This is a genomic window from Duganella sp. GW821-FHT07F09 (assembly GCF_059418705.1).
Genome location: NZ_JBWKQJ010000002.1, coordinates 772,031 through 784,932, shown reverse-complemented (window position 1 = coordinate 784,932; position 12,902 = coordinate 772,031). Strand labels below are relative to the sequence as shown.

8 protein-coding genes are annotated in these 12,902 nt (G+C 66.5%); 2 read left to right on the top strand and 6 right to left on the bottom strand.

Annotation, left to right across the window (positions count from 1 at the left end; translation table 11 throughout):
- The 3 genes from AC07P1_RS08575 to AC07P1_RS08565 form a co-directional block, all read right to left on the bottom strand.
- A partial coding sequence (locus AC07P1_RS08575) for a beta strand repeat-containing protein (protein WP_494695362.1) occupies positions 1–3,990 on the bottom strand: 3,990 nt, incomplete at its 3' end.
- Positions 3,991–4,801: 811 nt separating this feature from the next.
- Positions 4,802–5,194, bottom strand: coding sequence for a hypothetical protein (locus AC07P1_RS08570; protein WP_494695361.1), 393 nt, complete (start codon positions 5,192–5,194; stop codon positions 4,802–4,804).
- A gap of 50 nt (positions 5,195–5,244) precedes the next feature.
- Positions 5,245–6,246: a GlxA family transcriptional regulator gene (locus tag AC07P1_RS08565; protein WP_494695360.1), complete on the bottom strand. Its 1,002-nt coding sequence runs from the start codon at positions 6,244–6,246 to the stop codon at positions 5,245–5,247.
- An 82-nt stretch (positions 6,247–6,328) separates the two neighbouring features.
- Between AC07P1_RS08565 and AC07P1_RS08560 the strand changes: the two genes are divergently transcribed.
- Both AC07P1_RS08560 and AC07P1_RS08555 read left to right on the top strand, forming a co-directional pair.
- Complete coding sequence (locus tag AC07P1_RS08560) at positions 6,329–6,913, top strand: DJ-1/PfpI family protein (RefSeq protein WP_494695359.1); 585 nt, start codon at positions 6,329–6,331, stop codon at positions 6,911–6,913.
- 2 nt (positions 6,914–6,915) lie between these two features.
- The gene (locus tag AC07P1_RS08555) at positions 6,916–7,227 is read left to right on the top strand and encodes a cupin domain-containing protein (RefSeq protein ID WP_494695358.1); all 312 of its coding nucleotides are present in this window, start codon (positions 6,916–6,918) and stop codon (positions 7,225–7,227) included.
- Here AC07P1_RS08555 and AC07P1_RS08550 read toward each other — a convergent pair.
- Genes AC07P1_RS08550 through AC07P1_RS08540 form a run of 3 tightly spaced genes read right to left on the bottom strand, consistent with a single transcriptional unit; the run spans position 7,224 to position 12,829 of the window.
- Positions 7,224–10,367, bottom strand: coding sequence for an efflux RND transporter permease subunit (locus AC07P1_RS08550; RefSeq protein ID WP_494695357.1), 3,144 nt, complete (start codon positions 10,365–10,367; stop codon positions 7,224–7,226). The two genes, AC07P1_RS08555 and AC07P1_RS08550, sit on opposite strands and share 4 nt — an antisense overlap.
- Before the next feature lie 16 nt (positions 10,368–10,383).
- Positions 10,384–11,586, bottom strand: a complete 1,203-nt coding sequence (locus AC07P1_RS08545; RefSeq protein ID WP_494695378.1) for an efflux RND transporter periplasmic adaptor subunit — start codon at positions 11,584–11,586, stop codon at positions 10,384–10,386.
- A 10-nt stretch (positions 11,587–11,596) separates the two neighbouring features.
- Complete coding sequence (locus AC07P1_RS08540) at positions 11,597–12,829, bottom strand: TolC family protein (RefSeq protein WP_494695356.1); 1,233 nt, start codon at positions 12,827–12,829, stop codon at positions 11,597–11,599.
- Positions 12,830–12,902: the final 73 nt, after the last annotated feature.

Sequence of the window (12,902 nt, the reverse complement as noted above, 5' to 3'; positions counted from 1 at the left end):
GATCTGGGCGGTGCTCAGGCTGGCGAACTGGCTCGACGTCATGGCGACGATCTGGTCGGTGGTCAGGCCGTTGGCGATGTTGGCGGTGCTCAGGGCTGCGAACTGGGCGGTTGCCAGACCACGCACCTGGTCGGTGGTCAGCGCGGCGACCTGGCTCGAGGTCAGGCCGACGAACGAGGCCGTTTTCAGGGCGGCCAGGTCAGCGGTTTGCAGGGCGGCGACCGAATCGGTGCTCAGGGCGGCCACTTGGGCGCTGCTCAAGGCGCCGGCTTCGGCGGTCGTCAGCGCGACAACCTGGTCGGTGGTCAGGGCGCGGATCTGGTTGGTCGACAGGCCGGCGATGGCGGCCGTCTTCAGTGCGGCGAAGTCGGCCGTTTCCAGCGCGGCGATGGCGTTGGTGCTCAGCGCGAGGACTTGCTGGGTGCTCAGCGCGGCTGCTTGCGCCGTGGTCAGCGCAACCACCTGGTCGGTGGTCAGGCCGGCGACGCCGGCGGTGGTCAGCGCGACGATCTGGTTGCTCGACAGCGTGGCGATCTGGTCGGTGACCAGCGCGGCGATCTGCGACGATTTCAGCGAGGCGATGCCGGCGGTGCTCAGGCCGACGATGTCGGCGGTCTCGATGGCGGCGATGCTGTTGGTCGACAGCGCGCCGATCTGGGCGGTGCTCAGGCTGGCGAACTGGCTCGACGTCATGGCGACGATCTGGTCGGTGGTCAGGCCGTTGGCGATGTTGGCGGTGCTCAGGGCCGCGAACTGGGCGGTTGCCAGGCCTTTGACCTGGTCGGTGGTCAGCGCGGCGACCTGGCTCGAGGTCAGGCCGGCGAACGAGGCCGTTTTCAGGGCGGCCAGGTCGGCGGTCTGCAGGGCGGCCACGGCGTCGGTGCTCAGGGCGGCCACTTGGGCGCTGCTGAGGGCACCAGCTTCGGTGGTCGTCAAGGCGACGATCTGGTCGGTCGTCAGGGCGCGGATCTGGTTGGTCGACAGGCCGGCGATGGCGGCCGTTTTCAGCGCGGCGAAGTCGGCCGTTTCCAGCGCGGCGATGGCGTTGGTGCTGAAGGCGGCAACTTGCTGCGTGCTCAGCGCGGCGGCCTGGGCGGTGTTCAGCGCGACCACCTGGTCGGTGGTCAGGCCGGCGACGCCGGCGGTGGTCAAGGCCACGACCTGGTTGGTCGACAAGGTAGCGACCTGGTCGGTTGCCAAGGCGGCGATCTGCGACGATTTCAGCGAGGCGATGCCGGCGGTGCTCAGGCCGACGATGTCGGCGGTCTCGATGGCGGCGATGCTGTTGGTCGACAACGCGCCGATCTGGGCGGTGCTCAGGCTGGCGAACTGGCTCGACGTCATGGCGACGACCTGGTCGGTGGTCAGGCCGTTGGCGATGTTGGCGGTGCTCAGGGCTGCGAACTGGGCGGTTGCCAAGCCTTTGACCTGGTCGGTCGTCAGTGCGGCGACTTGTGCCGAGTTCAGGCCGGCGAACGACGCGGTTTTCAGGGCGGCCAGGTCGGCGGTTTGCAGGGCGGCGACCGAATCGGTGCTCAGGGCGGCCACTTGGGCGCTGCTCAGGGCACCGGCTTCGGCGGTGGTCAGCGCGACAACCTGGTCGGTCGTCAGGGCGCGGATCTGGTTGGTCGACAGGCCGGCGATGGCGGCCGTTTTCAGTGCGGCGAAGTCGGCCGTTTCCAGCGCGGCGATGGCGTTGGTGCTCAGCGCGAGGACTTGCTGGGTGCTCAGCGCGGCCGCTTGCGCGGTGGTCAGCGCAACGACCTGGTCGGTGGTCAGGCCGGCGACGCCGGCGGTGGTCAGGGCGATGATCTGGTTGCTCGACAGCGTGGCGATCTGGTCGGTGACCAGCGCGGCGATCTGCGACGATTTCAGCGCGGCGATGCCGGCGGTGCTCAGGCCGACGATGTCGGCGGTCTCGATGGCGGCGATGCTGTTGGTCGACAACGCGCCGATCTGGGCAGTGCTCAGGCTGGCGAACTGGCTCGACGTCATGGCGACGATCTGGTCGGTGGTCAGGCCGTTGGCGATGTTGGCGGTGCTCAGGGCTGCGAACTGGGCGGTTGCCAAGCCTTTGACCTGATCGGTCGTCAGTGCGGCGACTTGTGCCGAGTTCAGGCCGGCGAACGAGGCCGTTTTCAGCGCGGCCAGGTCGGCGGTCTGCAGGGCGGCGACCGAATCGGTGCTCAGGGCGGCCACTTGGGCGCTGCTCAGGGCGCCGGCTTCGGCGGTCGTCAGCGCGACAATCTGGTCGGTCGTCAAGGCGCGGATCTGGTTGGTCGACAGGCCGGCGATGGCGGCCGTTTTCAGTGCGGCGAAGTCGGCCGTTTCCAGCGCGGCGATGGCGTTGGTGCTCAGCGCGAGGACTTGCTGGGTGCTCAGCGCGGCTGCTTGCGCGGTGGTCAGCGCAACCACCTGGTCGGTGGTCAGGCCGGCGACGCCGGCGGTGGTCAGGGCGACGATCTGGTTGCTCGACAGCGTGGCGATCTGGTCGGTGACCAGTGCGGCGATCTGCGACGATTTCAGCGAGGCGATGCCGGCGGTGCTCAGGCCGACGATGTCGGCGGTCTCGATGGCGGCGATGCTGTTGGTCGACAGCGCGCCGATCTGGGCGGTGCTCAGGCCGGAGAACTGGGCCGACGTCATGGCGACGATCTGGTCGGTGGTCAGGCCGTTGGCGATGTTGGCGGTGCTCATCGCGGCGAACTGGGCGCTCGACAGGCCTTTGACCTGGTCGGTCGTCAGCGCTGCCACTTGGCTCGAGTTCAGGCCTGCGAACGAGGAGGTTTTCAGCGCGGCCAGGTCGGCGGTCTGCATGGCGGCGACCGAATCGGTGCTCAGGGCGGCCACTTGGGCGCTGCTCAGGGCGCCGGCTTCGGCGGTGGTCAGCGCGACGATCTGGTCGGTCGTCAGGGCGCGGATCTGGTTGGTCGACAGGCCGGCGATGGCGGCCGTCTTCAGCGCGGCGAAATCGGCCGTTTCGAGGGCGGCGATCGAGTTGGTGCTCAGCGCGAGGACTTGCTGGGTGCTCAGCGCGGCGGCTTGCGTGGTGGTCAGCGCGACGATCTGGTCGGTGGTCAGGCCGGCGACGCCGGCGGTGGTCAGGGCGATGATCTGGTTGGTCGACAAGGTCGCGACCTGGTCGGTGACCAGCGCGGCGATCTGCGACGATTTCAGCGCGGCGATGCCGGCGGTGCTCAGGCCGACGATGTCGGCGGTCTCGATGGCGGCGATGCTATTGGTCGACAACGCGCCGATCTGGGCGGTGGTCAGGCTGGCGAACTGGGCCGACGTCATGGCGACGATCTGGTCAGTCGTCAGGCCGTTGGCGATGTTGGAGGTGCTCAGGGCCACCAAGGTGGCGGTGCTCAAAGCCTTGACCTGGTCGGTGGTCAGCGCGCCGACCTGAACCGAGGAAAGCGAGGCGATCACGGCGGTCTTCAGGGCGGCGATATCGGCCGTTTGCAGCGCGGCGATGGCGTCAGTGGTCAGGTTCGACACTTGCGCGGAGGTCAGCGCGTTGGCGCCGGCGGTGGTCAGCGCGACGATCTGGTCGGTGGTCAGCGCCTTGATCTGGACGCTGCTCAAGCTGGCGACGGAAGCGGTTTTCAGCGCGGCGAAATCGGACGTTTCCAAGGCGACGATGCCGTCGGTCGACAACGCGGCGACTTGCTGCGTCGAGAGCGCGCCGGCCTGGTTGGTGGTCAGCGCGACGACCTGGTCGGTGGCCAGCGCTTTCATCTGCGCGGTGGTCAAGCCGCCCAGCGCGCCGGTGGTCAACGCGGCGATGTCTTCGGTGCCGAGCGAGGTCAGGGTACTGGTGGCGATCGCGCCCAGTTGGGTGGAACTCAGGACGGAAGCGTGCAGCGTGGTCAGCGCACCGATTTGATCGGAATTGAGCGCAGCAAAGTCCGCTGTTGTGATCGTGGTGATCTGCTGGGTAGTCAGACTGGCGATCTGTTCCGTGGTGAAACTGGTTACGACGCTCATTGCATTTCTCCTAAAGGGCGCTAATTCGATCTGTCCGAAAAAGCGGGATCGACGGCCCTACCCGTCGTGTCCTAGCTTCCGTCAGTGGCACATTTGCCGTTTTATAACTATGTATTTGCTGCCAATTCATTGCTACGGGCGCAAAAAATCCCGCACACACATTCTTAACGTCAACAAAAGTGTCAACTTTAGCAAACGGTGGCGATTTGCCGCATTTCAACTTAAATTTCGTCACAAATTGTTTCGTGCATCATCCGCGACACCGTTAGGCGAACTGGGCGGACGGCGATTCTGCTCCACTCGAGTACAAGGCGACCGGAGCGAATCTTTCACTAAACAAACTTGTTGCTACGGGGAATAAAAAATCTCGACGTTCTCGGTCATGTATTAAAAGCGCCCCAAGCACTTGAAATCATTGACTTTTTTAGACCCTGAACAGGGCTTGGGGGGCACCTGAACCGAGCGTATTAAGAGTAAGTATAGCCGACTTAATTTCCAAGAAGAATTTATTTCGGCGAATGTAGCTTGCTCGCAACCTGCCGCAAAGCAATATTCCGACGGCACCAATCATGTTCTTTCAATCATGTTGACTTGCTGAAAAGATATATTACGCGTTGGCATCGCGCAACAAAATAGCGTACGACATTAATTCATGAAGGAAATTTTGTTAAAGATGTTACTGTGGTTTCGTGACGGGGGCATGACGCCCAAATAACCAAGAGTCAAAACAATGGCGGATGCCGCGCGGCGGCCGCCGCGCCGACGAACACGGCGGACGGGGTGCCTGGAAGGAAGGGGAATGACGCCGGGTTCAGCGGGTGGGGGCGGCGCGCATGCGCCAGGCGAGCACGACCAGGGTGGCGGCCAGCAATGCCAGCGCGACCATGTTAAGGACCAGCGTGGCGTTTGAAAACTGCATGACCAAGCCGATGCTGACGCCGGCCTTGACGCTGTATTGCCAGTCGCCGTGGTGCGGGAAATAGCTGACCAGCTGCACCGCGTAGTAGAGCATGCCGCCCCACAGGCCGATCTTCCACCGCTTGAGCGACAGCACGGCAGCCAGAAAACCGAACAACCCGACACCGAACAACACCGGCAACGCGTCCGCCTCCTGCGGCGCGCCGAGCAGACCCAGACTCACGCCCAGGGTCAGCGCGCTGTTCAGCAGCAGGACTCGCGCCACCCACGTTTCAAATCCCCGCATGTCGTCCCTTTGTTTGAATTTTGGCCCAAATTGGCCGCAGTTGATCCGGTTTAGCCGAAGCGCGCCTGGTATTCGCTCGGCACCACGCCCAGCTGCGCGACGAAGGCGCGGCGCAGATTGTACTCGCTGCTAAAGCCGCTCTGGACGGCGGCGCGCTTGACGGTCATGCCGGGCTGCTCGAGCAGCGCGCAGGCGCATTCCATGCGCAGCCGCAGCAACAGTTGTGCCGGCGACACGCCCGCCTCCTGTTGCAGCTTGCGATGCAGCGAGCGCACCGACAACGCGAACGCCGCCGCCATCTGGTCGACGTCGATCGGCTGCTTCAGACGCGGGCGTAGCCACGCCGTCAACTGGCCGTGCAAGCCTTGCGGATCGGCCTGGGCCAGCAATTCGGAGCTGAACTGGCGCTGGCCGCCGGGGCGCTTGAAAAAGACCACCAGCCGCTTGGCCACGCCCAGCGCGAAGCCGCGGCCCTGGTCCTCGCCGACCAGGCTGAGCGCCAGATCGATGCCGGCGGCGATGCCGGCCGAGCTATATAGCGTCCCGTCCTTGATATAGATGGCGTCGTCCTGCACGGTAATGGCCGGGAACCGGGCCTGCAGCTGTGCTGCGTCCTGCCAGTGGGTGACGGCGCGGCGCCCGTCCAGCAGTCCGGTGCGCGCCAGCAGGAAGGCGCCGGTGCAGATCGAGCAGCACCGCGCGACGGCGTCGGCGCCGCCGCCGGCCTGCGCCACCCAGCGCACCAGGTCGGGGGTCAGCGCCGGATTCGACCCGTCCTCCACGCCGCGCCCGCCGGCCACCATCAACGTCGATCCGCCCAGGCCGGTGGTGGGTAGCGGCCCGGTCAGCACCGTGACCCCGGCGGCGGCGGTGACCAGGCCGCCGTCCGGCGACACCATATGTATACGGTAGGGCGCGGGGCGGCCGGCGTCCCGCGCCTCGTCATTGGCGCTGGAAAACACCTGTGCGGGGCCGGTGGCGTCGAGCAGCGCGAAGTGGGGCAGCACCAGTATCCAGACGTCGATGGCGGGGAGTAAGGTGGTGGCATCCATATTGGCAGATATTCCACCATCGATGTCATTTGTGTCAAGCGCGGAAGTGGGATGATCGCGGCTTTCGCTTCAGGAGGCACCCATGACCCGCACCATCGGCATCTATGTTTACGACGACGTCGAGGTCCCCGACTTCGCCGGACCATATGACGTGTTCACCTGCGCCACGCGTGTCAGCCAGAAGACGACACCGGAGGCGCCGCCACCGTTCCGGGTCCGCACCATCGGCCGCACCTCCACGCTGCTGCGCGCGCGCGCCGGCCTGACGGTTTTTCCGGAAGCGGATTTCGGCGGCGGCGACATCGACGTGCTGATCGTACCCGGCGGCGGAATCGACGCCGAACTGGCCAGGCCGGACGTCATCGCCTGGATCGCCGACACGGCGCGCGACTGCGAACTGGTGGCCTCGGTCCGCACCGGTGCCTTTCTGCTAACGCAGGGCGGGCTGCTCGACGGCCAGCAACTGACAGCGGACAACGCGGCGGCCGGCGCGGCGTTCCCCGAATTGCGGGTGCAAGGCAAGCGCCGCTGGACCGGCAATGGCGCCATCGTCGCCTCCGGCGGCGTCACCACCGGCATCGACCTGTCGCTGCATCTGGTCGAACGGCTGGCGGGACGCGAATTGGCGCTGGCCACCGCGCGGCAAATGGACTACGACTGGAGCTGACCGTGAAAATCATCCGCGCAAGCGACTACACCGGCGAGCGCGCCTGGGACGCGCAACTGATCGCCGCGATGAAGGACGCCACCGTGCGGCTGCACTGGACCGACCAGCCGTACCAATGGCACGTCAACGACGGCGACGAGGTGTTCGCCGTGCTCGATGGCGAGGTGGCGATGCACTACCGCGAGGACGGCCGCGAACGGGTGGTGCGCCTGCGCGCCGGCGACATCTTCCACGCCGCCGGGGGCGACGCCCATTGCGCCCGTCCGGTGGGACAGGCGCGCATCCTGGTCGTCGAGCGCGCCGGCAGCGTCTAACCCGGCGTCGGCGCTGGCGTTTTGCGGTCGCGGTGCGCCAACCGGTAAAGCAGCGGCAACACCAGCAACGTCAGCGCGGTCGACGACAAGATCCCGCCGATGACCACCGTCGCCAACGGACGCTGGACCTCGGCGCCGGTGCCGGTGGCGATCGCCATCGGAATGAAGCCCAGCGACGCCACCAACGCCGTCATCAACACCGGCCGCAATCGGCCCAGCGCGCCCTCGCGTATCGCCTCCTCCACCGTGCGCCCCTGCTCGCGCAGGGAGCGGATGTACGAGATCAGCACCAGGCCGTTGAGCACCGCCACCCCGGACAGCGCGATGAAGCCCACCGCCGCCGATATCGACAGCGGTATGCCGCGCAGCGCCAGCGCCGCGATGCCGCCGGTCAGCGCGAACGGAATCCCGCTGAACACCAGCAGCCCGTCGCGCAGGTTGCCGAACATCGCCAGCAGCAGCACCATCACCAGCAGCAGCGCCACCGGCACGACGATCTGCAGGCGGCGCGTGGCCGACTGCAGCTGCTCGAACTGCCCACCCCACGCGGTCCAGTACCCGGCCGGCACCTTGACCTGGCTTTGCAAGGCCTGCTCCGCCTCGGCGACGAAGGAGCCGATATCGCGCCCGCGCACATTGGCGCTGATGACGACGCGGCGCTTGCCGTCCTCGCGGCTGATCTGGTTCGGCCCCGGCGCGACGCTGAAGCTGGCCACCTCGCCCAGCGGGATGAAGTTGGCCCCACCGCCGCCGCCAACGCCGCGCGGCAGCGGCACCGGCAGCCGCCGCATCACATCGAGGTCGTCGCGCAGCGCGTCCGGCAGCCGCACCACGATATCGAAGCGGCGGTCTCCCTCGAACATGGTGCCGGCTTCCTTGCCGCCGATGGCGGTGGCGATGGTCTCCTGCACCTCGCCCACATTGAGGCCGTAGCGCGCGGTCTTGCTGCGGTCGATCTCCACCGTCAGCATCGGCAGACCGGTGGTCTGTTCGATCTTGACCTCGGTCGCGCCTTTCACCTTGCCCAGCGCGGCGGCGATCTTGGCGGCGGTGTCGTTGAGCACCGCCGTGTCGTCGCCGAACAGCTTGACGGCGACGTCGCTGCGCACGCCCGATATCAGCTCGTTGAAGCGCAGCTGGATAGGTTGGGAGAACTCGAACGCGTTCCCGGGCAGCTTTTCCACCGTCTCCCGGATCGCCGCCAGCAGCTCGTCGCGCGACTTGCGCGGCTTGGGCCAGTCGGCTTCCGGCTTGAGCATGATGTAGCCGTCCGAGATATTCGGCGGCATCGGATCGGAGGCGATTTCCGCCGTGCCGGTGCGCGCGAATATCCGTTCGATCTCGGGGAATTTCTGCTTCAAGGTCAGCTCGATCTGCTTTTGCATCTCCACCGATTGCGTCAGACTGGTGCCGGGAATGCGCAAGGCCTGGATGGCGAAGTCGCCCTCGTTCAGGTTCGGCACGAACTCGCTGCCCAGGCGCGTCGCCAGCAGCAGCGACAGCACCACCGAAATCCCGGCGAACGCCAGCACGACCGGGGTGTTGGCCAGTACGCGTTCCAGGATTCCGCTGTACCACGCGGTGATTTTGCGGTGCTCCTTCTCGACCACGTTGTCGCCGATGAACAGCGCCACGGCGGCCGGGATGAAGGTGATCGACAACAGCATCGCGCCGAGCAGCGCGATGACCACCGTCAACGCCATCGGATGGAACATGCGGCCTTCGACGCCGGTCAGCGCGAAGATCGGCAGGTAGACCACCATGATGATCAATTGGCCGAACAGCAGCGGGCGGCGCGACTCCCTGGCCGCCGCGTGGACTTCGTCGAAGCGCTCGGCGCGGGTTAGCGTGCGGCCAAGTTGTTTCTGCTTGTGCGCCAGCCTGCGCACGCAGTTCTCGACGATGACCACCGCGCCGTCGACGATGATGCCGAAGTCCAGCGCGCCGAGGCTCAGCAGGTTGGCGCTAACCTTGTAGGTGACCATGCCGGTGAAGGTGAACAGCATCGACAGCGGTATCACCATCGCCGTGATCAGCGCCGCGCGGATATTCCCGAGGAACAGGAACAGCACCGCGATCACCAGCACCGCCCCTTCGAGCAGGTTTTTCTTCACCGTGGCGATGGCCTTGTCGACCAAAACAGTGCGGTCGTAGACGGTGATGGCCTGCACGCCGGCCGGCAGGCTGCGGTTGATGTCGACCATCTTCCTGTCGACCGCCTGCGAGACGGCGCGGCTATTCTGGCCGATCAGCATGAAGACTGTGCCCAGCACCACCTCGCGGCCGTTGTCGGTGGCGGCGCCGGTGCGCAGTTCGCGGCCGATCTGCACCTCGGCCACGTCGCGTACCCGCACCGGCACGCTGTCGACGTTACTGAGGATGATGTTGCGGATATCCTCCAGCGACTGCACCTGGCCCGGCGCGCGCACCAGCAGCTGTTCGCCGCGCTTTTCGATGTAGCCGGCGCTGGCGTTGGCGTTGTTGCGGTCCAGCGCCGTCACTACGTCCTGCAAGGTCAGGCCGTAGGACGCCAGCCGCTGCGGATTGGGCGCCACCTGGTATTCCTTGGCGTAGCCGCCGATCGAATTGATCTCGGTGACGCCGGCGACGTTGCGCAGCTGCGGCTTGATGATCCAGTCCTGGATCTCGCGCAAGTCGGTCGGCGTGTAGGGCGTGCCGTCGGCCTTCTTCGCGCCCGGCTTGGCCTCCACCGTCCAAAGATAAATCTCACCCAGGCCGGTGGAGATCGGCCCCATGGCCGGCGCGATACCGGCCGGCAGCTGCGCCCTCGCCTCCTGTATGCGTTCGTTGACCATCTGGCGCGCGAAGAAGATGTCGGTGCCGTCCTTGAAGATGACGGTGATCTGCGACAGCCCGTAGCGCGACAGCGAGCGTGTCTGCTCCAGGTTCGGCAGGCCGGACATGACGGTCTCGATCGGGAACGTCACGCGCTGCTCGGTCTCGAGCGGCGAGTAGCCCGGCGCGGCCGTGTTGATCTGCACCTGCACATTGGTGATGTCGGGTACCGCGTCGATGGGCAGCTTTTGATAGCTGTAGATGCCGAAACCGGCCATCCCCGCCACCGCCAGCATGACCAGCCAGCGCTGGACGATGGCAAATCGTATGATGCGTTCGAACATAATGTCGTCCCCCGCCTCAGTGCGCGTGCTCGGCGCTGCCCTTGCCCAGTTCCGCCTTGAGGACGAAACTGCCGGCGGCGGCGTACTGCATGCCCGCCGTCAGGCCTTGCAGGATCTCGGTGACCCTGCCATCGCTGCGGCCCGTCACCACGGGCTGCGGCCTAAAGCCGCCGGCCACCTTGACGAACACCACCGGCTTGTCCTCCAAGGTCTGGATCGCCTCGGTGCCGACGGTGACGGCGGCGGCGCCGGTCTGGCCGGAGAGTACGTCGACGTTGACGAACAGGCCCGGACGCCAGGCGCGATCGGGATTGGCCAGCGCCACGCGGGCCTTGGCGGTGCGGGTCTGCTCGCCGAGCAGCGAGCCGACGTAGGTGATCTTGCCGGTGGCCTGGGCATCGAACGCGGAAGCCTTGACGGTCACCGTCTCGCCCACACGCACCAGGTTAAGGTCCTTCGGCGGCACGGCGATTTCCGCCCACACGGTCGACAGGTCGGAGATGGTGAAGACGTTGGCGTCCTCCTTGACCGCTTCACCGAGCGCCAGGTGTTTTTCCATGACGATGCCATCGAACGGCGCGCGCAATTCCAGCCGGTTCAAGTCCGAGCCGGAGGCGGCGCCGGTGCCGAAGGCGCTCAGTTTCTGGCGCGCGTTCTGCACCGCGATCTCCGCTTCGCTCATCGCCTGCCTGGCCTGCAGATAATCCTGCTCGGCGGAGATCTTGTCCTGCCACAGCCGGCGTTCGCGATCGAGCGTGGTGGCGGCCAGCGCCAGCCGGCGCTGCGCCGACAACAGCTCGCTGCGCTGCTCGGACAAGCCGCTGCTGGCGACCACCGCCAGCACCTGCCCCTGTTTGACGACCTGGCCCAGGTCCGCCATCACGGCAGTGACCACGCCGGACAGCTTGGGCACCACGTGCGCGGTGCGGTCCTCGTTGAAGCGGATTTCGCCGGGCAAGGTGATGGCGATGCTGATGTTGGCCGGCGCGGCGGCGGCGACGGCGATGCCGGCCGCCTTGATCTGGGCGTCGTCGAGCGCGATTTTTTCGGGCTTGTCCCCGCCTGCGTGCTCGTCTTTACGGGGCGCCACCGCTTCCGAACCATGGTCATCGTGGTTTTCATGGCTTTCTTCGGCGTGCTTGGGCATCAGCATCCATGCCGCCAGCAATACGCCGACGACCGCCATGACGGCGATCGTGGTTTTCTGTTTCTTGGTCATATTGTTCATCTTATTGTTCCTCTCCGAGGATGCGGCCGATGGCGGACTTGGCGCGATGCGCCTCCGCCAGGGCGTTCAGGTATTGGGATTTCGCCTGCAGCAGCGTGCGCTGGGCGTCGAGCACGTCGAGGAAGCCGAACTTGCCGTAATCGAAGCCGGTGCTGGCCGCCTCGTAGGCGCTTTGCGCGCCGGGCACGATTTCGCTGCGCAGCGCCAGCGCCTGTTGGCGGGCGACGTCGAAATCCTCGCGCGCCTGCGCCAGTTCGGCGTCCAGCCGCAGCGCGGTGGAGCTCAACTCGTCGCGCGCCTTGTCGACGCGGCGCGCCGTCTCCAGCACATTGCCCTGATTGCGGTCGAAGAAAGGCAGCGGCACCGAGATGCCGAACACCGCCTGCGAGCGTCCCAGTTCCTCCGAGCGCTTGCTGCCGACGTTGAGCGTAACGTCGGGCACGCGGCGGGTCAGCTCGACCTTGGCCAGCGCCTGGCGCTTGTCCAGCTCCGTGCGCGCCAGCGCCATCCCCGGCGCCTGCGCCAGCCGGTGATGCAGCAAGGCCTGATCCGGCAGCGACGGCAGCATATCGAGATCGCCGTCGGCCTTCTCGAAGCGCGGCGCCGGATTGCCCCACATCGCCGCCAGCCGCTTGCGCGCGATCGCCAGGGTGCTGCGCGCGCGCAGCAGATCCAGTTGTACGGTCGACGCGGCGACCCGCGCGCGCGTCTCCTCCACCGGCGACACCTTGCCGGCGACGACGCGCCGTCCGGTGGCGGCGGCCGCGCGCTGCGCCAGTTCGGACGCCTCCTGCGCCAGCCGCAATTGCTCCTGCGCGGCCAGCACGGCGAACCAGCCGTCGATGACGTCGGCGCGGATGTCGGACTTGCGCGCGCCCAGCTGCGCCGACGCGCTATCGCGTTCGCGCTGGGCGGCCTGCATGCGCGCCTGCCGTTTGCCGCCCAGCTCCAGCGGTTGGCTTAGTAAAAAGGTGGTTTCACGCGTGTCACGACGGGTATCGACCCGTTCGACCGACAGCGAGGGATTGGGCAGCAAACCGGCCTGTTGGACCGCGCCGTCCACGGCCAGCAGCTCGTGGCGCGCGGCCGACAGGTCGGCGTTGGCGTCGGCGGCCAGCGCCAGCGCCGCCTCCAGGGTCAGTGGCCCGGTCGGTTCGGACGCGGACATGGGTGCACCGGCCAGCGCGAACGCCGGCCATGCCGCTATATATAGCGACAAAACATACTTGAACATCGAATTCTCCGAATAAATGGAAAAGAATTCGACGAGACGTCACCGTCTTCCGACAGAAATATTGGGAGGGGAG

Bases quoted from the DNA above. Each gene is read 5' to 3' on its own strand.
- AC07P1_RS08540 (WP_494695356.1), bottom strand. From the start codon at position 12,829: ATGTTCAAGTATGTTTTGTCGCTATATATAGCGGCATGGCCGGCGTTC.
- AC07P1_RS08550 (WP_494695357.1), bottom strand. From the start codon at position 10,367: ATGTTCGAACGCATCATACGATTTGCCATCGTCCAGCGCTGGCTGGTC.
- AC07P1_RS08565 (WP_494695360.1), bottom strand. From the start codon at position 6,246: ATGGATGCCACCACCTTACTCCCCGCCATCGACGTCTGGATACTGGTG.
- AC07P1_RS08560 (WP_494695359.1), top strand. From the start codon at position 6,329: ATGACCCGCACCATCGGCATCTATGTTTACGACGACGTCGAGGTCCCC.
- AC07P1_RS08545 (WP_494695378.1), bottom strand. From the start codon at position 11,586: ATGACCAAGAAACAGAAAACCACGATCGCCGTCATGGCGGTCGTCGGC.
- AC07P1_RS08570 (WP_494695361.1), bottom strand. From the start codon at position 5,194: ATGCGGGGATTTGAAACGTGGGTGGCGCGAGTCCTGCTGCTGAACAGC.